A 25,766-nucleotide genomic window follows, 5' to 3' on the forward strand; every position below is an offset into this window, starting at 1 on the left:
TCTCTATACTGATAAAAGCTGTAAATGAGTACGGCTATGATCAGTAAGAGTACTAAGGACAACATTCCCAGAAATACGAGAAAAAGAAAATGCACGGAAGTGGTGAGAAACATGAATGTAATTTATTTTGAAAATCTTTTAATTCTTAATATCAATTCATTGGGACTGAATGGTTTTACTATAAAATCGGCAGCTCCGAGGTCAAAAGCATTGAGTACCACTTCCTCCTGCCCCATACTGGAAAGCATGATCACGGGGATCTGCTTGTCCATCGTTTTGATGGCTGAAAGTATTTCAATTCCGGAGGCAAACGGCATCATAATATCTGTAATAGCCAGATCTACCTCTTTGGTTTTAAGGGTTTCGATAGCATCTTTACCATTGCGGGTGAGGATCACTTCATGCCCTTCTTTTAATAATTTGTGCTCTATCGTTTTTAGAATCAGTTCATCGTCTTCCGCGATTAGAATCAACATAGTTTTATTTTTTTATTGTATTAAATGTTTAATTAATTGTAGTCCTGTAGTTATTTCCTGGATAATTTCCTGTTCCATGGAAGCAAAATCCATATCTGGATCTGTTTTTCTTTCCCAATTTGCAGTATATTCTGTAAGCTTTAGCAGTCCGGCAGTTCCGGCAGTTCCTTTGAGTTTGTGAAGGATCAATTTCAGATTGGTACTGTCTTTTTCAGCTGTGCTTTTTTTAATATCTTCTTCAGCCTGAGTAAGCTGCTGTATTACGAGGTCCAAAAATACTTTTCTGAAATCTTCATCATCATCACCTATTTGTTCATTCAAAAGATTGATATCCAGATGTTTTGAATGATCCAGAGCATCCTCAGAAACCATGTGATCTTTATTCATCAAGTATTTCTTCAGCATTTCCAGGAGATCGGCCTGTCTTAAAGGTTTAGGCAGAAAATCATTCATTCCGGAATTTATACATTTTTCCTTTTCACCCAACACATTTCCGGCTGTTACTCCAATAATAGGAACACTGGCATAGCCAGGCAGTAAACGGATTTGTTTTGTTGCCTCAATACCGTCCATTACCGGCATCTGAACATCCATTAAAATGATATTGAATGTTTTTTCTTTGCAGTGTTCCCAAGCCTGAAGACCATCTGTTGCTTCTGTGAGTTCTGCATCTGGAATCAATGAACGCATCATTTTGTGGTTCAGGACCATATTTACGGGGTTGTCATCTACCAGCAAAACCTGAGGTGCCTGCATCAGTGGTGAAGCTTCTGTTTCTGGCGGTGGAATTTGGCTGATTTCCTTTTCTGTGTACTTTACAGCCTGTTTCAATGTTTTATACAGCTCTTCAGATTTGATAGGCTTCAGCAGGAAGTAAGAATTGTTTTCCTGACGGAAAGAATTGATGACATCATGCTCTTCAGAAGAAGTGTGAAGGATAATCAGAGGTGAAAGTTCGTTTTGTTTGTTAAACAGTTCCTTGATTTTTTCTATCGTTTCCAGCCCCGAAATAATTGGCATGTGATAATCCATAAGAATGACATCGAAACGTTCCCCTGCAAGAAGTATCTGAAGGGCTTCCATACCATTGGCTGCCAGCTTTGAATCTATATTTTTATAGGCAAGCATATGCTGAAGAATCACTCTGTTGGCTTCATTATCATCAACAATAAGAACTCTGTTTATTTTCAGATCTTCATCTTCAGGGCGTTCTGTCATTTCACAAGGGATCTGAATGTCAAAATAGAAAACAGAACCTTTATCAACCTCACTCACCAGAGACAGACTGCTTCCCATATATTTCAGAATATTGTTCGAGATAGTAAGGCCAAGTCCTGTTCCGCCATAACGTTTGCTGATAGAGCCGTTTTCTTGTGTGAAGGCATCAAAAATAAAGTGTTGTTTCTCCTTGGGAATACCAATTCCCGTATCCCGGACTGAAAATCTTAATGTGATATCTTTATTGTCAGTTTTCAGCTTTTCCACTTTAAGTTCTATTTCTCCCTGTGCGGTAAATTTGACAGCATTTCCGAGGAGGTTGATCAGAATCTGTTTCAATCTGGATTCATCCACCCAGATGGTTTCAGGAAGTCCCTGCTCTATATTTAACAGTAATTCTATATTCTTTTTCTGCGACTGGTAAAGGATCACATTGATCACCTGGCTTACAATATCATATACATTGGATTTTTCAATGGAAAGATCCATTTTTCCGGATTCTATTTTAGAAAAATCAAGAATGTCATTGATGATGTTTAACAGATTTTCTCCGGATTCATTAATATAATTGAGGTATTGAGTCTGTATCTCATTCAACGGCGTTTTTAACAGAAGATCAGAGAAACCAATAACACCATTCAGCGGAGTCCTGATCTCATGGCTCATATTGGCTAAAAATTCAGATTTTGCTTTATTGGCAATATCGGCCATTTTCTTGGCATTTTTAAGCTCTTTATTGATTCTTACCGATGCTGTAATATTTTGTGCAGAAACAATAATTCCGCCTATTGTACGAGTAGAAAGATACCATGGAGTAACTTCAATATTATAATGCTGAATTATTTCTTTATCGGGAACTTCTATTGCCATATCTTCATTTTTATAGGCAATTCCTGCCAGGGCATCCTGGTAGATCTTTATCCTTTCATCCGGTACATTAGGAGAAATCTTGAACATATTTTCTCCGAGAAGCCTGATGTCATTCATTTGGAATTCATTTTTCCAGCTGCTGCTTACAGAAAGGTAATTAAGATCTTTGTCAAACATAGCCACAGTTGCAGGAACATATGTAACGAATGACTGCAGCATCGCCTCTTTTTTGGCCAGCTCAAGGTAGATTTTTTTGAAATTATCAATATCCTGAATGATTCCGTAGACTCTGATACAGACCCCTTCTTCAAATTCCGGTATTCCTTTTACCCTTACCCAGATCGTCACACCGTCATTCCGGACAAGCTGTAATTCTTCATCGTAAGGAACTCCTTCTTTTACAGCTCTTTCGAATAATAATTTCAGTTTTTCGCGGCTGTTTTCACTATAGAAGCCCAGCGCATTTTCCAGATCAGGCTGGAATGTTTTGTCTATTTTATGTATTTCTCTGGTTGACTGTGACCAAAATACGGTATTCTTTTTAAGATTCACTTCCCATCCTCCCACCTGGGCTACAGCACTTGTCTGTTCCAGCATTTTTTTGGTATGAACAAGATCTTTTTCCAACGTCATTCTTTCGGTAACATTCAGCGCGGTACTTACTACATAAGGTTTTCCTTCTTTGTTGATTTCTACCAGATTATGGTACATCCAGATCACTTCTTCACCTCCTTTTGTTTTCAAAATCATGGTTCCGAAATCTTCCTGGTTTTTGTTGATTCTTTCCAGGTACTGCTCCAACAGAGGCCAGTTTTTTTCAGGAACAAGATCTCTCAGATTCAGTCCTTCCACTTCTTCTGCAGAATACTGCAGGGTTTCTCTGCCTTTTTCGTTTACAGCAGTAATATTCCCTTCCATATCATGCATACTCATCAGTCCTATTGCATTTTCGAAGAAGCTTCTGAAACGGCGTTCAGAACTTTCAAGTTTCAGTTTCTCTTCGATGCGCTGAGTAATATTGATTCCAAAACAGAAAATTTCAGAATGATCCTGATTCAGTTTCAGGTACCACTCTATAATAGTCTGTGTATCACCAATGTTTGTAGAAGTGGTAAATGTTACTTCTTCCTCTGTAGTGGGCAGATTTTTGGTAAGTAATTGCAGCTGGGAGTTATGACTGCCCAGAACACTAAGAAAATCCCGGTCAATGACCTGAGACTTCTCCAATTGAAATACACTTTCAAAAGTCGGATTGACATCTTTTAGAGAGAAATCTTTATCCAAAACACAGATCAGGTTATTGGAAATACTGAAGGTTTGTTGAAAATATTCAGCCTGAATGTTTTTTCTTTTCCCCATCAGAACTTTTGTAATCGCCTCACCTATTTTTTTCAGGGTTGAAATCTGATTGTCTGTAATGGTTTTTGGTTTATAATCGATGACACAGATGGTTCCTAATACGAATCCTTCATCATCAACCAAAGGAACTCCTGCATAAAACCGAATTCCTCCCGCTAGAATTATTGCGTTGTCAGAAGACCTTTCATCTAATAAAGTGTCATTAATAATTACAACATCCCCGCTTGCAATAGAATACTGGCATACCGTGTTTTTCCGGTCTACAAAATCCAGGGCAAGCCCCACACAGCTTTGGATGGTTTGAGTTTCACTTTCCATCATTGCAATAAGCGCTGCAGGACAGTCGGTCACAAGGCATGCCGTTTCTGCAAAAATGTCTAACTGGGGATCTTTTTCCAGGTTTAAAAGATCATAAAACTCCAGTTTCTTCATTCGGGCTTCTTCATTCGCAGGAATTGGATACTTCTTCATATATTATTTCAACAATTAGAGATTTTTCTTTTTTGATTATTAAAAAATGATAATCAGATCCTTAAAGTTTATATTTTAAACATTTTTAAGTGCTTTAAATTATTATTTTAATAAGTAAACCAAAGTACGAAATAATTTTATATTCCATTATAGTAAATTTTATAATAAAGGTATATACCTGTTTATTTCAAATTAATTGAAGTGAATTCTGGATTTTTAAAGAAATAATAGGCATTATGGAAATAAAAAGTACCACATCTGATGATATGGTACTTATAGTTGAAACCGTTAGTAAATTAAACTAATTAATTATTATTGGTTTCTTTTAAATTGAACTGTATTTAATTGTATTTTAATGTTTTATGGAACAACTGTTATATTGTCCTTTGAAACGGCAAATGCTACAGCAGCATCTACATGAATTTGAATGGTATCAAATACCGGAACAGCAACATCTTCCTGCTTGATCAGAAGCGGAATTTCTGTGCAGCCTAGAATAATTCCCTCTGCTCCACGGTCTATAAGCTCCTGGATAATCTTCAGATATTTTTTTTTGGTTTCAGGATTAATAATTCCTCTGCTTAATTCATTTCTTAAAATATCCTCGATATAATCTCTGTCTTCACTTTTTTCAGGAATCAGGGGCTCCAGACCGCCTTCTATCAGTTTATCCCTATAAAAATCCAGCTCCATCGTATAGCTTGTTCCTAGCAAACCGATTCTTTTTAATCCTTTTCGTTTAACGGCATTGGCTGTAGCAGTTGTAATATGAATGAGCGGTAATTCTATTTGTTCTTCAATCCTGTCGGCAACAATATGAGCAGTGTTGGCACAAAGTACAATAGCTTCCGCACCTGATTTTTTTAAATTTTCGGCAGCATTGTAGAGAAGTTCAAAAGTTGCATCCCAGTCATACTCTGCATTAAATTGCTGAAAATGGTTGAAGTTGACAGAATAAATAATACATTCCGCAAAATTCAATCCACCCAGTTGCTGATTTATTCCTTCATTTAAAAGACGGTAATAGTCTAAAGTAGAAGCCCAGCTGATGCCTCCTACCAATCCTAATTTTTTCATATTCTTCTTATTTTTTTGTTCAGTAAAAGTAGATATCTTTGCTGTGTTGTAACAGATACAAAAAATGAATATATTAGTATAACAGATGAAAGATTTTCAATATATTGCACTTGCGGATAAGTTTGAGCTTTCCATCAATAACGGAACATATCCTGTGGGAGCTAAACTTCCATCATTACGCAGTATCCGGCAGCAGTTTAAAATAAGTGTTGGTACTATTCTGAAAGCTTTCACTCTATTGGAAGATAAGGGGTTGGTAGCAGGAAAAGAAAGGTCAGGATTTGTTGTGCTCCGTACCTCAGTTTCTTCTGTAAGTCTGCCAAAACAGGCCGAAAACAATACTCTTGCTCAAAAAATAGCAATCGGAAAAGTGTTACAGGAAGTCTCATTTCCGGATTCTGAAAACAAATCTTATGTTTCATTTTTCAACGCTGTTTTACATCCGGATCTTCTGCCTTTTAATGCTTTACGGAGAAGCTTACAGCAGGCTTCCAGAGATTTAACAGGTCAGCATTTACAGTATGAGTCTGCTGCAGGAAATAGTCAGTTGAGAACCGAAATTGCCCGCAGGTCTTTCCTTTGGCAGGGTAATATTACAGCTGATGATGTGATTATTACGAATGGTACATTGGAAGCAGTAAGTCTTTGCCTGCGTGCTGCAGCAAAAACGGGTGATACGGTACTTGTGCAGTCTCCAATCTACCATGGTATATTGCAGACAATAGAAAGCCTTGATCTCAAAGTCATTGAATTCTCCGGCTGCCCTTTAACCGGAATCAATATTCAGGAATTGGCAGAAATCTGCAGCAGACAAAAGATTTCTGCCTGCCTGTTAATTTCAAATTTTAACAATCCGAATGGTATTACTTTAAATAATGAAAAGAAATCAGCAATAGCCGCTTTTGCCGAAAGAATGCAGGTTCCGGTTATAGAAGATGATATTTATGGAGATTTACATTTCCAGACACAGCGCCCAACCACTATAAAAAGCTATGACAATAATGGCTGGGTTATGCTTTGCTCCTCTTTTTCTAAATCGGCTGCCCCTGGTTACAGAATCGGCTGGTGTGCTGCAGGACGGTTTTCAGAACAGGTGGCCAGATTAAAAGCTGTGACTAATGTTGCAACAGCAAGCATCATACAATCTTCTTTGTTACAGCTACTGAAAACAGGAGCCTATGACCGTCACCTGCGCAAACTTAGACCTGAACTGCACAGACTGATGCTATTGACTATTCAGGCGATAGAAAAATATTTCCCATCTGATATCCGGATGAGCCGGCCTGAAGGAGGTTTGGTAGTATGGATAGAGCTGCCTGCCCATATTGATGCATTTGAGCTTCAGAAAAAAGCTATTGACCAGTTTGTAAATTTTGCTCCGGGACCGCTGTTTTCCAATAATGGAAATTACCGAAACTATATCCGGATCAGCTGCAATAACGTTTGGAATGATAAAGTAGAAAAAGCTCTGAAAAGATTAGGCGATATTATAAAGAGTATGTAAATAAATCAGAACTCATAAGATCTGATGATAAATAAAAAAACAAGGCGGACACAATCAATCCGCCTCGTATCTCCCAAATAATTAAATATGAAAAAATATGAATGTCTATATCAAACAGGCTTTCAGCATCAGATCATGGAGGTCTGTATTTTTAATAAAAGGCTGTAAAAATTCATTTCCGGGACCAAAAGCCGCTACTTCCACATAATCTCCGGAATGGTCCATGCTGATCCAGCCTACAGAATTTCTGCTTTTCTGAATTTCTGAGTAGAGTTTAAAGGGCAGTTTTTTATAATTATAAAGTCCTTCTTCCTCTTTTTCAAGTCCGTTGTAAAAGCTTAGCAGATGTTTGGCTTCATCATCATTCAGCACAATTTTGTTGCTCTCATAAACCCAGTTTTTAATATCTTTTACCGAATAGTCTTTCTGAATTTTGTTCAGAATATATTCATTGGTATATTGATAGTTTGAAATACTGTTAAAATTTGTGGTGGCATCAGTTCCGTAAATCGTTCCGGGATTGGCATTTCCATGGTCTGTAGTGATGATGACTAAGGTATTTCCATCTTTTTCGGCAAAATCTATTACCGTTTTTACAGCTTCATCAAATGCAAGCTGATCATGAATGAGTGCTGCAACATCGTTGGCATGGGCAGCCCAGTCTACTTTTCCGGCTTCTATATGAAGAACAAAACCGCTGGGATGATCTTTCAGCTGATCAATGGCGGTCTTTGCCATTTCTGCAAGAGTCGGTGTATTTTTGAATTCCTGAACATGGGTTCTGTCAATGCTGTAAGGCAGGGCTCCTGTACTGAATATTCCTAATAATTTTTCTCCTTTTTTGATTTCTTTAAGGTCGGTTTGTTTTTTTAAAATTCTGTATCCTTTTTTGCTGTACACAGAATAGATATCTTTCTTGTCTTCTCTTTTGGCAGGATTAAAAAATTCGTCTCCACCTCCTAACAGCACATCCAGTTCCAGCTCGGCATACATTTCAGCGATTTGGGGTTCTGCATTTCTTTTTGAAGAATTTACACAAAATCCTGCAGGAGTGGCATGTGTAATGGTAACGGTTGTCACACAGCCTGCTTTTTTTCCTGCTTTTTTATATTGCTGCCATATGGGAAGATGTTTTTCACCGTTGGGTCCCATATTCAGGACTCCATTCTTGACTCTTATTCCTCCTCCGAAAGCGGAACTTGCTGCAGCGGAATCCGTTACAATAGAACTTGCAGAGGCAGTGTCCATCAAGGCTCGTGTCACTTTTTTCTCATGATACAGATTGAGCCAGTTACTCCCTTTTCCCAAAATATTCCGGGAATACAGATCTGCCATTGAAAGTGTTCCAAGACTCATCCCGTCACTTACCATAAAGATGATGTTCTTTGCTTTTCCTGTCCGCGGATTTTCTATAGCCCTCCCGAAGCTCCAGAGGTCAGTCGGTGATAAAGTAAATAACCCTGAAAGTAATGCTGAACCTTTTAGAAATTTTCTTCTGTCCATATTGTTTTGAAATAAGGTGGTAAGTTATTGTATTTAGTTTTTTATCGAAACAAAGTTGCATTAATTAAAGGTTAATTTTAAATATCTATTGGAAAAGGATCTTCAAAAGGTTGTTTCTGATCAAACAATTCTTTTTCCTGCTCATTAATAAGACAATGCTGCAGGTCTGACACCATTTGATCTTTATCCAGGTTCTGCCCGATAAATACAAGCTCATTGATTCTGTCGCCCCAGTTTTTATCCCATCTGCTTTCTATAAATTCCTGATTTTCTGCAAATGAAGAATACAGTGCGCGTTGGTTCATAGGCATGCTGCCCCACCATACTCCAGCTTTTTCCAGACGGAAAGATCCTCCGGCCTGGGAAAAATTCAAAGCATCATCTGGCCTTGAGGCCAGCCAGAACAATCCTTTTGCCCTTATTGTTCCTTCAGGGTAATGATGATTCAAATAGTTCCAGAGCCTTACAGGGTGAAACGGTTTTCTATCTCTGAAAACCAGAGAGCTGATTCCATATTCCTCAGTTTCAGGAGTATGATGCTCAGATTGTAATTCTTTTTGCCAGCCAGCTGAAGATTGTGCTTCATCAAAATCAAAAAGTTGAGTATTTAAAATCTGCTGAGGTTCAATCTTACCAAATTCGGAATGTAGAATGACAGCATCAGGATTTAATTTTTTAATGGCAGCTTTTAAAAATCCAAGTGTTTCGGAGTTGATAAGATCTGTTTTGTTTAAAATAATCACATTGGCAAACTCAATCTGGTCCGTAAGAAGATTGACAATGGTTCTATAATCTCCTTCCATATCGGTAAGGTCACGATCCATCAACAGTTCATTGGAACCGAAATCTTTCATAAAATTGAAACAATCCACTACAGTTACCATCGTATCTACATAGCTGAAGCGGGAAAGGTCTATTCCACTCTCATCATCTATATAGGTAAAGGTTTGGGCAACCGGAATGGGCTCACTGATTCCCGTGCTCTCTATCAATAGGTAATCAAAACGATTTTCGTGAGCAAGACGTTCTACTTCTACCATCAGATCTTCGCGGAGTGTACAGCAGATACATCCGTTGCTCATTTCTACCAGCTTTTCTTCCGTTCTTGAAAGAGTATTTTGATTTTCAATAAGACGGGCATCAATATTCACTTCGCTCATATCATTCACAATGACTGCTACTTTCAAGCCTTGTCTATTATGCAGAATATGATTGAGTAATGTGGTTTTTCCAGCTCCCAAAAAACCACTGAGTACCGTTACAGGAAGTTTCTTCGTCATATATTTAATGTTTATGATTTTTAAAATTGATGATATGTCCAGTAATTAAACCCGCAGTTCCAAGATAGATCAGAGGAATATGAATTTCAAAGATCAGATCTGTGAGTACAGAAATAAAGATGAGAGAAACGGATATCCAGAATAAAAGTTTCAACCAGCGGTTGGTTATCTTTTTGGTTACTCTGAACACGATAATGGTACCAATACAAAGGAACCCCAAATCAATATAGGGATTATGCGATATTCCCAAAGGGACAATCAGTAATAATGGGAAGACAATACAATGAATCAGGCATAAAACAGCAGCGGAGAGTCCTACAGCATCAAGAATTTTTGACTTCATAATAGTATGGATTGATTTTCTTATTGTAACTTTGTTGCAAAAGTATAAATAAAAATCCAAATAAAGCAACTTTGTTGCATTAAAACATGAAACAAGTTAGAAACACGCATGCTAAAACTGAAATTTTAAGTCTTATCAATGCCTCAGATATAGCCCTTACCCATTCTGATATACAGAAAAAATTGGGTGATCTATGCAATAGAGTAACAATTTACAGGGTATTGGAAAGGCTTGAAAATGAAGGGGCTATTCACAAGATCGTTAATATTGACGGTGTGGTGAATTTTGCAAAGTGCAGCGGGAAATGTACTCACGAAAAACATTTTCATAATCATGTTCATTTCAACTGCAAAGAATGTCATTCTGTGACGTGTATTGAAAACGCGATTCCGGAATTCAGTTTACCGGAACATTTTATTGCACAGGAGTACAATTTTATCATCAGCGGGATATGTCCGAAATGTGCTGATGCTTAGGATGATACATAATAAACAGGCAAATCTGCTAATTTGCAAATCTGCCTGTTTTTATCACAATGAAATTTCGACTATAAAGAAGAGATATAGACTTCTATTTTGGTACCATCATAATTGAATGTGCCGTCAGAATTTCTTTTGCCTAATACCCATTTCATATCTACAGGTACAGACCATGCAGAACCTAATGAAAATCCGTTAACAGATCTTATTTCATTTCCTTTTCCTGTTGTAACTGCTGAATGAAAGAAGGTTTTATCAATAAGTCTGTAGAAACCAATAGCTTTTCCTGCAGGAATTGGTGAATATCCGTCCCACTTTTCTCCTGAAGGATAGTTAAATACAGTTAACCATTTTTGTCCGGCTGATTCTGCCAGCTGAGCAGGACTTATAGAGGCACCACGCATATATAAAGCATAGGCTACCACATCATGACATACTCCACTGTTGTATTTCGAAATATTCTCTGCTCCTGAGAGAATAGCATGAGCAACGGGTGCTCTTTCTGATAGGGATAGCTGAGCCTTCCTGGCTCCTTCCGGTGTAATAAATGACATATAATATTTTGTTTGGTAGCGTAAAGATACAGCTTTAAATTTAATCACTGTTGTTGGAGAATAGGACTAGATTTTTAGCACATTATTAGTCTTTTATAAATTCCAGTAAGCGTTGTCTTGTAATTACCTGGTTTGCTCTATAAAAATCATCATCATCCAGTCGGGCCAGTGATGCGGTGGATTGTTTAGAAAGCCATAAAACAAATAGTTCTCTGTTTTTAAAAACCATTGGAAATGAAAAATCAATCCCATCATAAAGCTCTCCATATAGAAATTGATTTTTTTTGTCCATTTTCATGGCCATTCCGCAAAAATCACGGTGCCGATATCCAAGAAAATAACCTTTCTGAAGTTTGTCTGCAACGAGTTCTGCCATCTTGAAACCAAATATAGAGGTGTCTGCAGCTAAGTAAATTGGATCATTAATCATGAGATGTAAATCTTAGAATTATATAATTTTAATGTAAATAATAATCAAATATATTCTAGCAATAGTACATACATTCATAGCTGAAAAGTTTTCCATCTTTAAAAGTAAAAATAAAGAGTCCTGCATCTCCATTCTGTATGTAATATTCGTGGGGAGAAGAAATCCAGCGTGCAGACAGCATATCCCCAAAACGGGTTACAAAATTTCTTTCATCATAATTGGAATCCATACGCTCATTTCCTAAGACTAAAGCTTCACCATTACTGAAAGACATTTTATAGATACTTCCAGAAACTTTTCCTTTATATTCTTCAAAAGCAATAATAATATTAGGTGTTCTATAAAAATATTGAGGTTCCCAGCCGCATTCCGGCATATTGGGGATCTCTTTAACCTTCTGCATCTCCAGTTGTCTCATCTGTGCATCTGTGATTTTTCCGTCAAAAAGAGAGGTTTCCTTCCATAGGAAATGCATATTTAATGCTTTCAATTTCTTTTCATAAGCCTGTGTACCTGGCTTTTTTGCAAATTGATCTGCCAGAAGAAGTTCAAAATCGATATCTATCTTTGGGTTTTCTATACCGGTATTGGATTCTTTCCAGTATTGTAAGGCTTGTTTAAGATTTTTATCCCCAATCCATGCCATTTCACGTAGTCTTCCAACCTGAGCCAGTTCTTTTTCTCTGTCTTTGCCCTTCGCTGCCAGGTAGTCTTTCAATACTTTTTCATAGGTAAGTTCAGTACCCAGATATTTCATTTGGATATATGCGGGATTTTCGTGGAAATGATCACCAATGTAGATCCAGCCGTCCTCATATAGAGGAACATAATCAATACAAACCATTTCATTTAAAGCAGCTCTTCGGATTGCTGCACTTTCTGTTGTAGGAGCTTTCCTTACACGCAATTCTGATACCTGTACATAATAATGTGGGCACTGATATCCTTGTGTTCCTCTATAAAAATACTGAGCGGGTTCATCCGCAGATTTCTTTCCACGCATGTTTTTTTGTAAAGGCTGACGATCTATAAAGCCAATATCACCGTTGCTTACCTGTACTTTGTATTGTGTACGGGTAGAATCGAGAAGATAAACCGGAGCTTCGGTAGAAAATATCCCCAGAAGATCCTTATTATTTCCTTGATCTCGGTAAAGATGTCCCCATTCGGATGTATAAACCGGGTGTTGATCAGGGCTCTGAGCCATAGTATTGTAAAAGCAACAATGAATGATGCTGGCTCCTAAAAGTATTTTTTTCAACATATAATAATTTGTAAAGGGTAAAAAATCTCCAGTTTTTTCAAGTGGATGGGTTATTGCTATAAGGTTATTTCCTTCAAAAATACTAAAAATGAAGGGTTGTTCTATACTTATTGTTATTCAGAATCGGTATAAATTCCATCCTATTCACTTACTTCCATTGGGTAGAGTAAATAAAAATACTATTTTTATCGGCCAAAAAAAAGTAAAGACTAATTATGCCGACTGATGCTTCTCATAAGCTGATTCCGATGACCACTTTCGTGCTGGAATATTATTCACACGAAGGATATGCTGATCTTCAGATTTTAAATCTGATGAATAATTATGCCAATTTTTTAAAGAAGCGTTTAACTCTTGGAATGTTTGTTCCTTTAGATCGTGAAGGAAATATTCTGAAAGAACCTAAAAATTATGACTCATGGAAATCCCTTGACCATAATGACGGAAAAAGAACTGATATTGCAGGTTTTGAAGAATACGGCGAATATCAGAAGGCAGAACAAAACTGTATGTTTGAAGGTTTTAAAGTAGATTATAACGGATATTCAAAAGTGAGAATCATCGCTTCATATGATGCTTCTATCGAATTATCTTTTAATAAAAATGACCTGATTCCTTCAGGATTAAATGATGTAGAATCACTTACGGTGTTTGATGATATCTTTTTGACATCCAGTGCATTAAGGGCAATCGGAATAAAGAGATAAAACTTTAATATATAAAAAACGTTTATCAGATTGATAAACGTCTTTTTGTTTTGATTTTTTATCTTACACATTCTCCTGAATGGCAGTGATAGCCTGAAGGACACAGCCCGTTGATACAGGGACCCACTGCATCAGGATAGCATCTTTCATCTGCGCGGCAATGAGAATGAGGAGGACACAAGGAAAGTAGATTTCCAAGACAGATGCCAACAGGAAGGGGAAGGTTCAGCTCTATACCAATTTCTCCAACAATGTTTTTTAATGTTTTTCTGTTTAATTTTTTCATGGCTTTGTTTTAAGGTGTTATTTTTTTACTATATTTTCGAGTTCTGTAATGAAATCTTTCTGTGCAATATTAATGCGTTGTTGTGCTTCTTCTGAAGTAAACCATTCCCATTGATCTACTTCGGGAATTTCTATTATTTTACCGGATTTGGGTGGCCATTCCATAGAGAAGGTATTGCTGTAAAGATCTGAAGTATCTATGTGACCCTTCAATGCCCAGGCATAAACTATTTTCCCTCCTTTTTGCTTAATGGGTGACAATTCAACAAAGTTCCCTTCCACTGTTTTCCCTGTTTCTTCTTTAAATTCCGTTAATGCACGATCCAATGGATTTTCATCTGGAAGAAGCTCTCCTTTTGGAATAGACCATGCTCCCAGGTCTTTATTTTTCCAGAAAGGTCCGCCAGGATGAACCAGAAAGTAATACAGTCTGTCTTTTTCTTTTTTAAAGAGTAAAATCCCGGCACTCGCTTTCATAAGCTTAAAGGTTTGATTATTAAAGATATAAAAAATAGATTAATTGAGCTGGAAAGAAAATCATTAAGAAAGTTGAAATGAAACTTATCTTCATTATTTCACCATTGATCTCTTTTTAAACTCAGAAGGAGACACTTCCTTATACCCTTTGAATATTTTATTGAAGTGGCTGGCATCATTGAAGCCCAGTTTATCTGAAATCTCACTGATGTTGTAATGACTCTGAAGCAAAAGTTTTTCTGCAGTTTTCATTTTATGCTGCATCACATGTTGCTGTATTGAAAATCCTGTCTGTTTTTTGATGTAAATACTGATATAATTAGGAGAAAGCATAAACTCTCTGGCCAGATTTTCAATTTTCATTTTATCCCCATCTAAAGCATTAATATTGATATAATATAATATCCTTTCAATTCTGCTCAGGTTTTGAGTAATCCAGTTTTTAGCTGTGATATTGCTCATCGTGTTCCGGATCAGAATAGTAATAATAGCAGAGAAAAGATCTGAACTTATCTCTTTATTATAAGTGTTTTTATGGCTGAACTCGTACAGAAGAATTCGGGCCAGCTGCAGCAGATGTTCCCTATCCGTTTTACATTTGATCACTGATTCGTATACAAAAGAATGATCTTCCATCATGAGCTGAACAACTTTTTTCAGCTCATTCTTTTTATTGGAGAGCAAATTTTCCCATATGTACTGTTCTGTAAATTTTATATAAATAAATCGTGTTTTATTGGTAATAGAAAACTCATGGCCATCGCTGGGCCGCAGGAGAAAAACATCTCCCTTTTTGTAAGGAAAAGTAATATTGTTGAGATGATGAAGCCCTTTTCCACTTTCTATGATAATCAGTTCATAAAAGTTATGATTGTGATATTCAACATCCCAGATTTCTTTTTCAATGCTGAAAACATTAAAAGAATTGAAATTAACGATTCGTTTCATGAAAGAATGGATTTTTACAAATTTACCATTAATTTTTACAATATATCCTGATTCATTATTGATCAATTTTGTCCTATTAAATACATTCAAAATGAAATATATAAAACAATCAATACTGTTGGCTGCTTCAACAATCGTTCTGATGTCTTTTTCTGATCACGACAAGGATAAAAGAGTAAAAAAAGATCTATCTGAAACAAAGACTTTAACAAAAAAACATTGGCCTAATGGGGCTCAGCTGGTAATTTCAGTTTCTATGCAATTTGAAACAGGCGGACAGCCTGAGGGTGCTGAAAGTCCTTTCAGTGGCACTCCACTTCCTAAAGGCCAACCGGATCTTCCGGCAGAAAGCTGGTATCGTTATGGAGGAAATGAAGGAATTTACAGAATGCTGGATCTATGGAAAAAATATGACATTAAAGTAACCTCCCATGTAGTGGGAACAGCAGCAGAAAAGTATCCGGAAGTGGCAAAAGCTATTGCCAACGGAGGCCATGAAATTGCAGCTCATGGTTTTACCTGGGATAATCAGTGGAATAAGAATTATGCTGATGAGTTGAATTTTGTGAAACAGGGCGTAGATGTTGTTGAAAAAATTACAGGCCAGAAAGCTGTAGGTTATAACGCTAATTGGCTTCGAAGAGGTCCGAATACGCTTAAAGTTTTACAGGAACTCGGCTTTTTGTATCACATAGATGATGTAAGCCATGATGAACCCTTTATTACCAAAGTAAAAGGGAAAAATTTTGCTGTAATCCCTTACACATTGCGTAATAATGATATCGTGAATATTGAAGGCAAGCACTGGAGTCCTGATCAGTTTTTAAACCAATTAAAATTTGAATTTGACCGTCTTTATGAAGAAGGCGCATCAAAGAGAAGAATGATGAGCATCAGCTTTCACGACAGAATTGGTGGTACTCCCGCAATGGTACATGCAATGGAAGAGTTTATAAAATATACCAAAGAAAAACAAGGGGTCGTCTTTATGAGAAAAGATGATATAGCCAAAATGGTAATGAATGATCCTGAAACTCCTGTTGATAATAGCGAAGAAAAGTTTAATAAGTAAGGAAGTTATTAAAGTCTGCAAAAACAAATTACCGGTTAATTGAAACAGATAAAAAAGACAGTAAAGTGAATCATACCGGATATATAACTTCCATCTTCAGGCTTCGATCTTCTATCCAAAAAATATCTTTATGAATAATACAAAAACAGCCTATTTTTTCCTTCGTGTTTCGATGGGAATAAATCTTTTAGGACACGGATTGGTCCGATTGATAAAACTACAGGATTTTGCATCAGGAATGGTGAAGGGTTTTGAAACAAGCTGGCTTCCAGAGCCGTTGGTACATCTCTTTGGGATCACACTCCCCTTTTTAGAATTTATTATCGGATTACTGCTGATGATTGGTTTCAAAACCCGTATCTCTACTATTGCTGGAGCTTCCCTGATCATCTTGCTTCTTTTTGGAAGCAGTACGGTGGAAAACTGGGAAGCCATGGGTATTCAGATGATCTATGCAGGTTTGTTCTACATTCTGATCAGCAGAATTGATGACAATTATCTGGCTCTGGATAGAAAAAATTAAAAAAGCCAGCAGTTAAAGCTGGGAAAGAAAAGGAAACAATGAGGAATAAAAAATAAATTATTCAAGTGTTGTAATCTTTACTTTCTCAGCTTTTTTATGATCTCAGAGATTATGTTACAACTTTCATGGATTCAGCTACTCTGTTTTTATGATTATGCCCGAATTTTGCATTAGAAATAAAAGCAACTGAAAGTATTTATTTATTTTCAATGCAATATATAACCCTCAAAATTAGAAATGATGCAAACGATATTAGGAGCCAATGGGCAGATTGGTGAGGAACTGGCAAGAGAATTAAAAAGAAATTATACTTCAGACATTCGTATTGTCAGCAGAAATGCTAAAAAAGTAAACGATACTGATACTGTTTTCTCTGCAGATTTATCAGACAGGGGAAAAGCAATAGAAGCCGTGAAAGGAACCGAAATTGCCTATTTCACACTTGGACTTCCTATGGATACAGATTTGTGGGAAAAACAATTTTTGACAATATTGAAAAATGTAATTGAAGCCTGTAAAATCAACGGGACGAAGCTTGTATTTTTTGATAATACTTATATGTACCCTCAAAATAATGAAGTTTTGACGGAACATACCCAATTTGCTCCTGTAGGCAGAAAAGGAAGAGTAAGAAAACAGATGGCAGACATGCTTTTAAAAGAAATGGAAGCCGGAACAATAGAAGCTGTGATCTGCAGAGCTCCTGAATTTTATGGTCCCGGGAAAACTCAAAGTATTACCAATAGTCTTATTTTTAATGCCATTAAAGAAGATAAAAAACTGAAAGTTCCGTTAAGAGATGATAAACTTCGAAGTCTGATCTGGACACCTGATGCAAGCCGCGCTACAGCTTTAATTGGAAATACTGCTGATGCTTATGGGCAAACCTGGCATTTGCCGGTAGACGATAATAAGTTAAGCTATAATAAGTTCATTGCATTGACGTCTCAGATCTATGGAAAAGAATTCGGGTATTCTGTAATTCCTAATCTGGCTTTTAAAATAGGATCTTTATTCAATAAAAATGCAAAAGAGTTACTGGAACTGCTTCCAAGATATAAATATGACAACCTTTTTGATGATTCAAAATTCAGGAAAAGGTTCCCGGAATTTCAGATAACTCCCTACAGGCAGGGAATTGAACAGATAAAAAAAGAACAGCAACTTTAATAAAATAAGTGACTTAGAAAAACCAATACCACAACCGAAGGGCTGCATATTCCCCTTCTTCGGAGGGGTGGCGAAAATTCAAAGAATTTTTGACGGGGTGGTTAAAAATAAACGAAAAAATGAAAGCTCCTGAAAAAGTAACCTCTATCACAGCATTACACAACTATCTGAAGCTGAAAAGGCCTTCCAACCCTCTGATCAGTGTGTTTGATTTTAATGAAGTGAATATTGATCCGGAAACTATTCTGAGTGCCGTGACTACAGATTTTTATGTGATTTCCATTAAAAAGGATTGCACGGGAAGATGTAAATATGGACAGCATTATTATGACTTTGAGGATGGAATTATGTATTTTATTGCTCCCCATCAGGTATTGCAGTTTGAAGATATTCTGCTTTCTGAAGTGAGAGGAAATGTACTGGTTATACATCCTGATTTTCTGCAGGGATATCCATTAGCCTCTGTAATAAAAGATTATGGCTACTTCTCTTATATGGCCAATGAAGCACTGTATCTTTCCGATAAAGAAGAAAAATCTGTAACAGACATCATGGATAATATCAGCAGAGAAATAGAAGCCAATATGGATGGTTTTACCCAGGATTTATTGGTATCTAATATTGATCTGCTGTTAAAGTACTGTGACAGATTCTACAACCGCCAGTTTTTAACCCGGAAAAAAGTAAATCATGATCTTTTGACTCAGCTTGAAAATTTACTGGATGATTATTTCAAAAATGAAAAACTGCTGATCAATGGGATTCCTACCGTACAATTTGTGGCAGGACAGATGAATATAAGTCCCAATTATCTAAGTGACATGCTGAGGGTTCATACAGGACAGACAACACAGCAGCATATTCAAAGCAGAGTGATTGAAAAGGCAAAAGAGCTGTTGTCTACCACTACCATGTCCGTGTCTGAGATTGCTTATAGCCTGGGATTTGAGCATCCACAGTCTTTTCATCGTTTGTTTAAAAATCAGACCACTGTTTCCCCTTTAGAATTCAGAAAATCTTTTAATTAATACTACTATGATAAAAAATATTTTGTTAATCGTAACCAATGTAGACCAATACGCCAACAGTCAGCTTAAGACAGGATTGTGGCTGAGTGAACTTACCCATATTTATCATGCTGCAAAGGAAAAAGGATGGCAGATTACCATTGCTTCTCCGAATGGAGGGAATACTCCTATTGATCCGGAAAGTCTGAAACCGCTTATGCTTGACGGAATTTCAAAAAGCTATTATGAAAATCCTGTATTTATGGATATACTGGCTCATACAAAAAGTCTGAATGAAGTAGAAAACAACTGTTTCGATTGTGTTTATCTGACAGGCGGACATGCTACCATGTATGATTTTCCGGATAACTCCACATTACAGGCTGTTCTCAGGAAGCAGTATGAAAGCCATAAAATGGTTGCCGCAATTTGTCATGGAGTCGGAGGATTGCTGAATGTAAGATTATCTGATGGAGAATATATGATTAAAGGAAAATCTATAACCGGATTCGACTGGTTTGAAGAAACATTAGCCAGAAGAAAAAATGCAGTTCCTTTTAATCTTGAAGCAGCACTCAAAGAACGGGGTGTACATTACAGAAAAGCCTTTATCCCTATGACTTCCAATGTGGTGATTGACGACAATCTGATCACAGGACAAAATCCTTTCAGCTCCAAAGAAATGGCTAAAACAGTTGTTCGGGAACTTGAAAAATAATAATCGTTTAAAAGGCAGCTATAAATATTTTATTATATTTGTCTGAATTGTACGGGATTTATGACAGGAAAAAATGGAATATTACATTGTATACAGATAGTTAGTATATTTTTAATGCTAGTCCATTTTCTGATCCCAAAAACCGAAAACACGACCTTTTCTACCATAGAAATCATAAGTAATTCTAATCCGGAAGAGAAACCACAGAAAAAATGTAATAAGATCTTTCTTGAAGAAAATAACAAGACCCCGATAAAGTGTAATAATAATTATTGTTCTAATTCTTCTCTCCTTTTTACGGCATCTTTTCCTTCGTTTGGATTTGAGAAATTTATGATCCCGGAAATAAGCAATGGCTTTTTTTTATATGATGATCCTCCCTATTCATCTTTTTTTAATTCTATCTGGATTCCACCCAAAATAAAAATGTAATTTTCAGTTATTGATAAAATAACATTTTCAGCTATGGAATAATCTTTTCCATACACGATCCTATTATCTAAACCAGAATTACATGACCAACTGCTGTTCATGGCTTTATCATGGTGATGTAATCAAAAACGAATTAAAAAAATAATGAAGACAATACTATCAAACCTCGAAAAAAATAAGAATAATATCTATATAATATGCAGAATATTAATTGGATTGTTCTTTTTTGTAGCAGGGTTTAACAAACTTTTCCATCCTGTTTTCCAGGGATATATGTTGAATACTATCACTACTATAGGGTTTCCTTTTCCTCAGTTTACTGCCAACTTCACTGCATTTTGTGAATGTATCTTTGGATTATTTTTAATGTTGGGTCTTTGGACGAGAATAAGCTCTGTATTTTTAATCATAATTATCCTTATCGCGTTATTTACCCATGATCTGAGTACAATTCCTAAGGAACTTATTCCTGTCAAACCCGAAACCGGAGTTTATAAAATGGATCCTTTTACATGGCTTGGCTATTTTCTATACCTGCCTCAGATGTTATACCTCCTGTTTTTGCTTCTGTTTTTGTTTCAGGGCTGTACAGGATTTGGAATTGATACTTTCAGAAAAACAAAATCTGGAAATAACTAACTATTATAGACAGCTCTCTTTTGGGAGCTGTTTTTTGTTGGAAATCAGAGGTGTTCTAATTTTTCTCGCAGATTAAGACTATTGTGCAGATTTTATATATCTGCAAAATCAGCGTGAGATAAAAGAACTATATCTTTGCCCTCTTATAATGTGAAAATGATACTATTAAGTTTTTGTTTCTTAAAAAAGCATTTAAAATAAAAAACGCAAAGATTTAATGGTTTCAGATTTTTACTAAAAATGAGTAATGATAGTTGTCAATAGACTGTATCATTGATTTTCCCCTTTTGTTACCTCAATAAAGTAAAACATTAAAATCTTTGCGCTAAAATAAATAGACTTCTTCTCTAAATTGTATGTCTGATTCTTTTGATTATTGATTTTATCATGAAAAAATTGATTTTGTTATTGTAACAAGGCTCATCAGGATGACTACGATTCCTACCACGACAAACATTTTCTTCGTTGGAAGTTTTGCGGTAAGCATTGCAGAAAACGGTGCCGTAAAAACACCACCCAGCAAAAGCCCCAAAACAATATTCCAATGATGAATACCGATTGTAAAGATGAAGGTAATTGCGCTCGTTACAGTCAGCAAAAACTTGGCTACAGTAGAGCTTCCTACTACATAACGGGGAATTCTTCCCTCTTTGATCAGGGTTCCGGTAACTAGCGGTCCCCAGCCTCCTCCAGCAAAGGAATCAATAAAGCCTCCTACCAAGCCTAGTATTCTGAGATTTGTTCTTCGTTTGGTTTTGCCTTGCTGTGTTTTTTTATCTTTGAAAGCATTTTTTAAAATGTTGATTCCAAGATAAAGGGTATAGAAGGCAATAATGGGTTTTACAATATGAGCATACTGCTCGCCATAATGAGAAAGGGTTAATGCTCCAATAACTGAACCTACAATAGCCAGCGGGAACAATACCCACACCATTTTTTTATTGACATTTCCCAGTTTATAGTGACTGAAACTTCCAGCTGCCGTCGTAAAAGATTCTGCAGAGTGAATGCTTGCACTTACAACAGGCGGTGGAACATTAAGCAATAAAAGTATTGTGGTACATATTACTCCGTAGCCCATTCCCATGGATCCGGCCACAATTTCTGCCATAAAACCTGCAAATAACATCCAGTAAAAAATATGACCGTCCTTATTCAGAAAGTACTGAATATCATTAGAAAGATTGAACTGGTACACTACGAGTCCAAATAGACCGAAAAGAAGTAAAACCCCTATGACAGCCAGATAAATATTGGCTTTTCTCTGAGCTGTTTTGGTAATATTGATCAGCTTTTCAATTTCCAGATTGGCCTTTGAAGAAACATTTCCGTCAGATAGATATTCTGTAGTGATCTTATTGAGTTCTTTAACTTTATAATTGAAATCTCCCGTCAGCTTATTGCGGATGTCCTGCATATTATCCAATACATGATCCATTTCATCAGGAATGACTTCAGTGAAGGTTTCTCTTAATCTTTTAGCGATTGTAGGAGATTTTCCGTTGGTTGAAATAGCAATTTTGAGGCTTCCCTTTTTAACAATAGAACCTAAATAAAAATCGCACAAATCCGGTTTATCTGCTATATTGACCAGTACATTTTTTTCCTGGGCTTTTTCTCTGATTTCCCCTGCCAATACAACATCATTCACTGCTATAATGGCAAGATCCATATCATTAAAATCATGATCATCATAGGCTCTTTCATGCAGTATTATATTGGAAAACTGATGTTGTAAGGTGTTGATTTCAGGAATAATTTCTTTCGCTACAAGTGTAATGGAAGTATCCGGAGAGTTTCCAAGTACAGACTCCAGTTTTTCAAGGGCAACCTTGCCACCACCAATGATCAGCAGTGAAAGGTTTTCAAGTTTTAAAAATATGGGATATAGTGAATTGCTCATTCTGATTACAGTTTTAAGTCATAAGTAAAAGCAAGATAATACAGTCCTCCGATTTCAGGACCTGCTGCATACTGAAAATAACGGCGGTTCAGCAAATTGGTAGCCCCGATTTTAATATTCGCACGAATTTCCGGAAGCTTCCATGTTGCCTGAGCATCAATGGTGTAATAAGCAGGAATTGTTCCTGATGCTAAAGGACTTTCCCACACAAAACCGCTCTGCCATCTTGCGACAAGAGTGAATCCTATATTTTTAACAATTTCTCTGTTTCCTACACTTACATTCACCATCCATTTCGGCGTATTGAATGCAGTGATGAAAAGATCCGACGCATTGTTGGAAGCAAGATCATTATAGGAAACATTGGTATTGACATTATAATTTCCTGTAATATTATAACGAATCCCTAAAGACGTTCCATAGCTTTTGTAGGTACTATTGCTGTTGGTATAAACCCTGTAACGATCCTGCTTGCTTCTATCCAGCATTGCAAGAACAGCGGTATTGCTTCCTACCTGACTGTTTTTTGGAACGGCCACTTCTACCTGTCCAAGGAATCCTTCGTAAATGTTGTAATAGAAATCCCAGTCCAGCACCAGCTTATTATTGAAAAAAGTAGACTTATATCCTACTTCAAACGAATTGATCTTTTCCGGTTGTAATTTTTGCAGATTGGCTACCGTTAAAAGCTGTTTGTTATCCTGAGCAGCCTGAGTCTGGGTTTTTCCTCCATCTACGTCTGCATTCACTGCTGAGGTAAATTTATCAATGGAAGCTAAGGTGTAAGAATTTTCCAAATAACCCAATCCGTCATTCACTTTTGAGAGACCTCCCACTCTTCTTACATTACCGTTATTGACAAAAGAAAGGGCCTCAAATAACGATGGAAAACGATATCCGTTCTGAAACGAAGCTCTGAAATTATGTTCTTTAACCGGAGAATAGACAATACTGATCCTTGGATTCAATTTAGCTTCAAATTCCGGGTTTCTGTCGATCCGTAAGGCTGCATTGATTTTTAATTTATCATCAAAGAAAAGCTTGGTAATCTGTGCAAAAGCCCCGTATTTCTGATAAATAACATCTTTCCCAAAGGTACCATTGGCCAAAGGAATATTTCTTTCATTCACAGGGCGATCAAAATCAACGAAATTATTTCCATCCGGAGTAATACTGTACAAACGGTAATCTATACCTGCAAGAAGGTTGAATATCTTCACAAACCTGCTGAAATCATAAGTAAGTTCACCCTGATAAAAGCGTGATTTCTGTTCAAGTTTTGCCCCTCCCGTTGCCGGAGCTCCGATAATACCTGCATTCGCAGAATCCCAGTTATTGATACCGATAATGGTTTTTTTTAACTGCTCAAAAGCTGCGGTTCCGGGCACGGCTCTGTTTTTATCGGCTTCCTGACGGGCGAGAATAAAAGCATCATTAAGATTGGCTCCTGCATTTAAGTTGTTCTGAAGAGAAGTCTGAAATATATTTTTCCAGTTGGTATTGGAGAGATTGGTAAGATCCAGATTGTCTGCCAAAGGCTTCAGGTTATAAGAATCTCCTGTATTTTCTATAGATACATAAGCTCTGAAGCTCAGTTCTTTTCCTGTCAATTCTACTTTATGGTTCTGAACAGTAGCATTTTGTAAGCGGATTTTATTTCCTCTTTGGAAAGTTCCGTCCAGTAAGCCATAACGATATACATAAGATGTTCTCCACTGATCTCCGAAACGATAATACAATCCTGCATCAAACTTGATGTTTTTCACATCAGGGCTCACCAGATCTTTCTCCAGATATCCTGTTCTGGAAACATTGAATGTAGTAGGTTTTCCATTGTAATCTACTTTTACAGCTACACGGTTATTTCTTTCGTCACCGTATTTATTCCAAAGGTCTTCAGCCGGATTATTTGCCAAAGCAAAATTAGGATTGGCTGTAACCAAAGATCCTGGATTCTGATCTGTCAGATTATTGGAAATCCAGTCGGTTCCGCTGAAATAGGATGCATTCACCTTCACGGCAAAGTTTTTATTGAATACTTTTGCAAAGCGGATGGCACTCTCTCCAAGTGAGCTTATTTTGTGATTTACATTGTCTACATGATTAACTCCGCCACGGAAGTAAAGACTTATTCCTTCAGAAGTAAATGGATCTTTAGTCTGTAAACTAGCCAGTCCGTTGATTGCATTCATTCCGTACAGGGCTGAAGCCGCTCCGGGAGTAACTTCCATAGATTGAATATCCAGTTCTGTAGGGCCTATTGCATTTCCCAATGGTACTCCCAATGTTGCTGACTGTACATCTACGCCGTCTACCAATTGCATGAAACGGAAATTATTAGGTGAGTTGAAACCTCTTGAATTAGGAATCTTTAAGGTAAGACTGGATGTTAAGAGCTGTAACCCCTTTACATTTTCCAATGTTTCATAGAATGAAGCTGCTGGACTTTCCCTGATGGTTTTGATATCAATTTTCTCAATAGCTATCGGTGATCTTAATATTTTTTCCGGAACTCTGGAGGCTGAAATGACGACATCATCAATAATCGTATTTTGTGGATTAAGTCCTATCGTTATTTTGTTGGAGGGGGAAAGTATTTCAACGGTTTGACCTGTGAAACCATCTTTCTGAATCACCACCCGGAATGGAATGGTAACCCTTGTTCTGATTTTAAAGTTACCCAGTTGGTCCGTTAATGCGGTATCCTGTGTATTTTCGATCTGTACTTTTACAGAATCCAACGCTTTGCGTGTACCTGTATTTCTGATGCTTCCACTAAGCTCTATAAGCTGCTGTTGTGCTTCTGCCAGGTTAAAAAATAGAAATGTAAATGCAATAATGCCTGCTTTAGGTAGAAAGTTTCCCTGCTTTTTGTTTTTCATTTTTTCTTCATTTTTTAGGTTGAGAATGAAGCTGTCTGAACTTTTTTACTTTTAATGATGAAAATTTTCAATATTGTTTTGTATTACAATTGAAGGGCTTAGAATTCCCCTCTTTTGGAGGGGTGGCAAAAATTCTTTGAATTTTTGACGGGGTGGTTTAAGCCGTTAATATAAT

General features: G+C 36.8%; 23 protein-coding genes. 9 read left to right on the top strand and 14 right to left on the bottom strand.

What is annotated here, in order from left to right; all coding sequences use genetic code 11:
* Positions 1-122 precede the first annotated feature (122 nt).
* The 3 genes from ACTJIP_RS12705 to ACTJIP_RS12715 all read right to left on the bottom strand — a co-directional run bounded on the left by ACTJIP_RS12705 (position 123) and on the right by ACTJIP_RS12715 (position 5,471).
* Positions 123-476: a response regulator transcription factor gene (locus ACTJIP_RS12705; RefSeq protein WP_047423117.1), complete on the bottom strand. Its 354-nt coding sequence runs from the start codon at positions 474-476 to the stop codon at positions 123-125.
* 12 nt (positions 477-488) lie between these two features.
* Positions 489-4,394 carry a response regulator gene (locus tag ACTJIP_RS12710; protein ID WP_219072734.1) on the bottom strand — a complete coding sequence of 1,302 codons (3,906 nt, stop codon included), beginning with the start codon at positions 4,392-4,394 and terminating at the stop codon, positions 489-491.
* A 360-nt stretch (positions 4,395-4,754) separates the two neighbouring features.
* Positions 4,755-5,471 carry an aspartate/glutamate racemase family protein gene (locus tag ACTJIP_RS12715; RefSeq protein WP_440704659.1) on the bottom strand — a complete coding sequence of 239 codons (717 nt, stop codon included), beginning with the start codon at positions 5,469-5,471 and terminating at the stop codon, positions 4,755-4,757.
* An 85-nt stretch (positions 5,472-5,556) separates the two neighbouring features.
* Here ACTJIP_RS12715 and ACTJIP_RS12720 point away from each other — a divergent pair, with 85 nt between their 5' ends.
* On the top strand, positions 5,557-6,975 hold the full coding sequence (locus tag ACTJIP_RS12720; protein WP_440704660.1) for a PLP-dependent aminotransferase family protein: 1,419 nt from the start codon (positions 5,557-5,559) through the stop codon (positions 6,973-6,975).
* Between the two features lie 105 nt (positions 6,976-7,080).
* On the opposite strand, the gene ACTJIP_RS12725 is transcribed toward ACTJIP_RS12720, so the two are convergent.
* From ACTJIP_RS12725 to ACTJIP_RS12735, 3 genes are all read right to left on the bottom strand, one after another.
* A complete protein-coding gene (locus ACTJIP_RS12725; protein WP_440704661.1) occupies positions 7,081-8,478 on the bottom strand; it encodes an alkaline phosphatase in 1,398 nt (465 codons plus the stop codon).
* Between the two features lie 77 nt (positions 8,479-8,555).
* A complete protein-coding gene (locus ACTJIP_RS12730; RefSeq protein ID WP_077417239.1) occupies positions 8,556-9,758 on the bottom strand; it encodes a GTP-binding protein in 1,203 nt (400 codons plus the stop codon).
* Positions 9,759-9,762: 4 nt separating this feature from the next.
* The gene (locus ACTJIP_RS12735; RefSeq protein WP_440704662.1) at positions 9,763-10,101 is read right to left on the bottom strand and encodes a MerC domain-containing protein; all 339 of its coding nucleotides are present in this window, start codon (positions 10,099-10,101) and stop codon (positions 9,763-9,765) included.
* 86 nt (positions 10,102-10,187) lie between these two features.
* Between ACTJIP_RS12735 and ACTJIP_RS12740 the strand changes: the two genes are divergently transcribed.
* Positions 10,188-10,577, top strand: a complete 390-nt coding sequence (locus ACTJIP_RS12740) for a Fur family transcriptional regulator (protein WP_077417243.1) — start codon at positions 10,188-10,190, stop codon at positions 10,575-10,577.
* 71 nt (positions 10,578-10,648) lie between these two features.
* Here ACTJIP_RS12740 and ACTJIP_RS12745 read toward each other — a convergent pair whose 3' ends face one another.
* The 3 genes from ACTJIP_RS12745 to ACTJIP_RS12755 all read right to left on the bottom strand — a co-directional run bounded on the left by ACTJIP_RS12745 (position 10,649) and on the right by ACTJIP_RS12755 (position 12,828).
* On the bottom strand, positions 10,649-11,134 hold the full coding sequence (locus tag ACTJIP_RS12745; protein WP_077417245.1) for a hypothetical protein: 486 nt from the start codon (positions 11,132-11,134) through the stop codon (positions 10,649-10,651).
* 85 nt (positions 11,135-11,219) lie between these two features.
* A complete protein-coding gene (locus ACTJIP_RS12750) occupies positions 11,220-11,564 on the bottom strand; it encodes a hypothetical protein (protein WP_440704663.1) in 345 nt (114 codons plus the stop codon).
* Positions 11,565-11,619: 55 nt separating this feature from the next.
* Positions 11,620-12,828, bottom strand: a complete 1,209-nt coding sequence (locus ACTJIP_RS12755) for a hypothetical protein (protein WP_440704664.1) — start codon at positions 12,826-12,828, stop codon at positions 11,620-11,622.
* Between the two features lie 215 nt (positions 12,829-13,043).
* Between ACTJIP_RS12755 and ACTJIP_RS12760 the strand changes: the two genes are divergently transcribed.
* On the top strand, positions 13,044-13,535 hold the full coding sequence (locus ACTJIP_RS12760; RefSeq protein WP_440704665.1) for a hypothetical protein: 492 nt from the start codon (positions 13,044-13,046) through the stop codon (positions 13,533-13,535).
* Between the two features lie 58 nt (positions 13,536-13,593).
* Here the strand turns inward: ACTJIP_RS12760 and ACTJIP_RS12765 are convergent, their stop codons facing one another.
* The 3 genes from ACTJIP_RS12765 to ACTJIP_RS12775 form a co-directional block, all read right to left on the bottom strand.
* Positions 13,594-13,821 (bottom strand): hypothetical protein, encoded by a 228-nt coding sequence (locus ACTJIP_RS12765; RefSeq protein ID WP_077417256.1) that lies wholly within the window; start codon positions 13,819-13,821, stop codon positions 13,594-13,596.
* Between the two features lie 17 nt (positions 13,822-13,838).
* The gene (locus tag ACTJIP_RS12770; protein WP_077417258.1) at positions 13,839-14,297 is read right to left on the bottom strand and encodes an NUDIX hydrolase; all 459 of its coding nucleotides are present in this window, start codon (positions 14,295-14,297) and stop codon (positions 13,839-13,841) included.
* 93 nt (positions 14,298-14,390) lie between these two features.
* Positions 14,391-15,245 (bottom strand): AraC family transcriptional regulator, encoded by an 855-nt coding sequence (locus ACTJIP_RS12775; protein ID WP_139348536.1) that lies wholly within the window; start codon positions 15,243-15,245, stop codon positions 14,391-14,393.
* A 91-nt stretch (positions 15,246-15,336) separates the two neighbouring features.
* Between ACTJIP_RS12775 and ACTJIP_RS12780 the strand changes: the two genes are divergently transcribed.
* From ACTJIP_RS12780 to ACTJIP_RS12805, 6 genes are all read left to right on the top strand, one after another.
* Positions 15,337-16,317 carry a polysaccharide deacetylase family protein gene (locus tag ACTJIP_RS12780; RefSeq protein WP_077417262.1) on the top strand — a complete coding sequence of 327 codons (981 nt, stop codon included), beginning with the start codon at positions 15,337-15,339 and terminating at the stop codon, positions 16,315-16,317.
* Positions 16,318-16,447: 130 nt separating this feature from the next.
* Positions 16,448-16,840, top strand: coding sequence for a DoxX family protein (locus tag ACTJIP_RS12785; RefSeq protein ID WP_077417264.1), 393 nt, complete (start codon positions 16,448-16,450; stop codon positions 16,838-16,840).
* Between the two features lie 240 nt (positions 16,841-17,080).
* On the top strand, positions 17,081-18,010 hold the full coding sequence (locus ACTJIP_RS12790; protein ID WP_440704666.1) for an NAD-dependent epimerase/dehydratase family protein: 930 nt from the start codon (positions 17,081-17,083) through the stop codon (positions 18,008-18,010).
* 119 nt (positions 18,011-18,129) lie between these two features.
* Positions 18,130-19,038, top strand: a complete 909-nt coding sequence (locus ACTJIP_RS12795) for a helix-turn-helix domain-containing protein (RefSeq protein WP_440704667.1) — start codon at positions 18,130-18,132, stop codon at positions 19,036-19,038.
* 7 nt (positions 19,039-19,045) lie between these two features.
* The gene (locus tag ACTJIP_RS12800; protein ID WP_180563785.1) at positions 19,046-19,735 is read left to right on the top strand and encodes a type 1 glutamine amidotransferase domain-containing protein; all 690 of its coding nucleotides are present in this window, start codon (positions 19,046-19,048) and stop codon (positions 19,733-19,735) included.
* 576 nt (positions 19,736-20,311) lie between these two features.
* Entirely contained in the window at positions 20,312-20,806 is a 495-nt protein-coding gene (locus ACTJIP_RS12805; protein ID WP_428169044.1) for a DoxX family protein, read from the top strand.
* Between the two features lie 385 nt (positions 20,807-21,191).
* Here ACTJIP_RS12805 and ACTJIP_RS12810 read toward each other — a convergent pair whose 3' ends face one another.
* Together ACTJIP_RS12810 and ACTJIP_RS12815 are read right to left on the bottom strand one after the other, a co-directional pair.
* A complete protein-coding gene (locus ACTJIP_RS12810) occupies positions 21,192-22,709 on the bottom strand; it encodes a TSUP family transporter (RefSeq protein WP_440704668.1) in 1,518 nt (505 codons plus the stop codon).
* A 5-nt stretch (positions 22,710-22,714) separates the two neighbouring features.
* Positions 22,715-25,591, bottom strand: coding sequence for a TonB-dependent receptor (locus tag ACTJIP_RS12815; RefSeq protein ID WP_440704669.1), 2,877 nt, complete (start codon positions 25,589-25,591; stop codon positions 22,715-22,717).
* Positions 25,592-25,766 lie beyond the last annotated feature (175 nt).

The sequence above is a fragment of the Chryseobacterium sp. 22543 genome (genome assembly GCF_052044565.1).
Classification (GTDB): Bacteria; Bacteroidota; Bacteroidia; order Flavobacteriales; family Weeksellaceae; genus Chryseobacterium.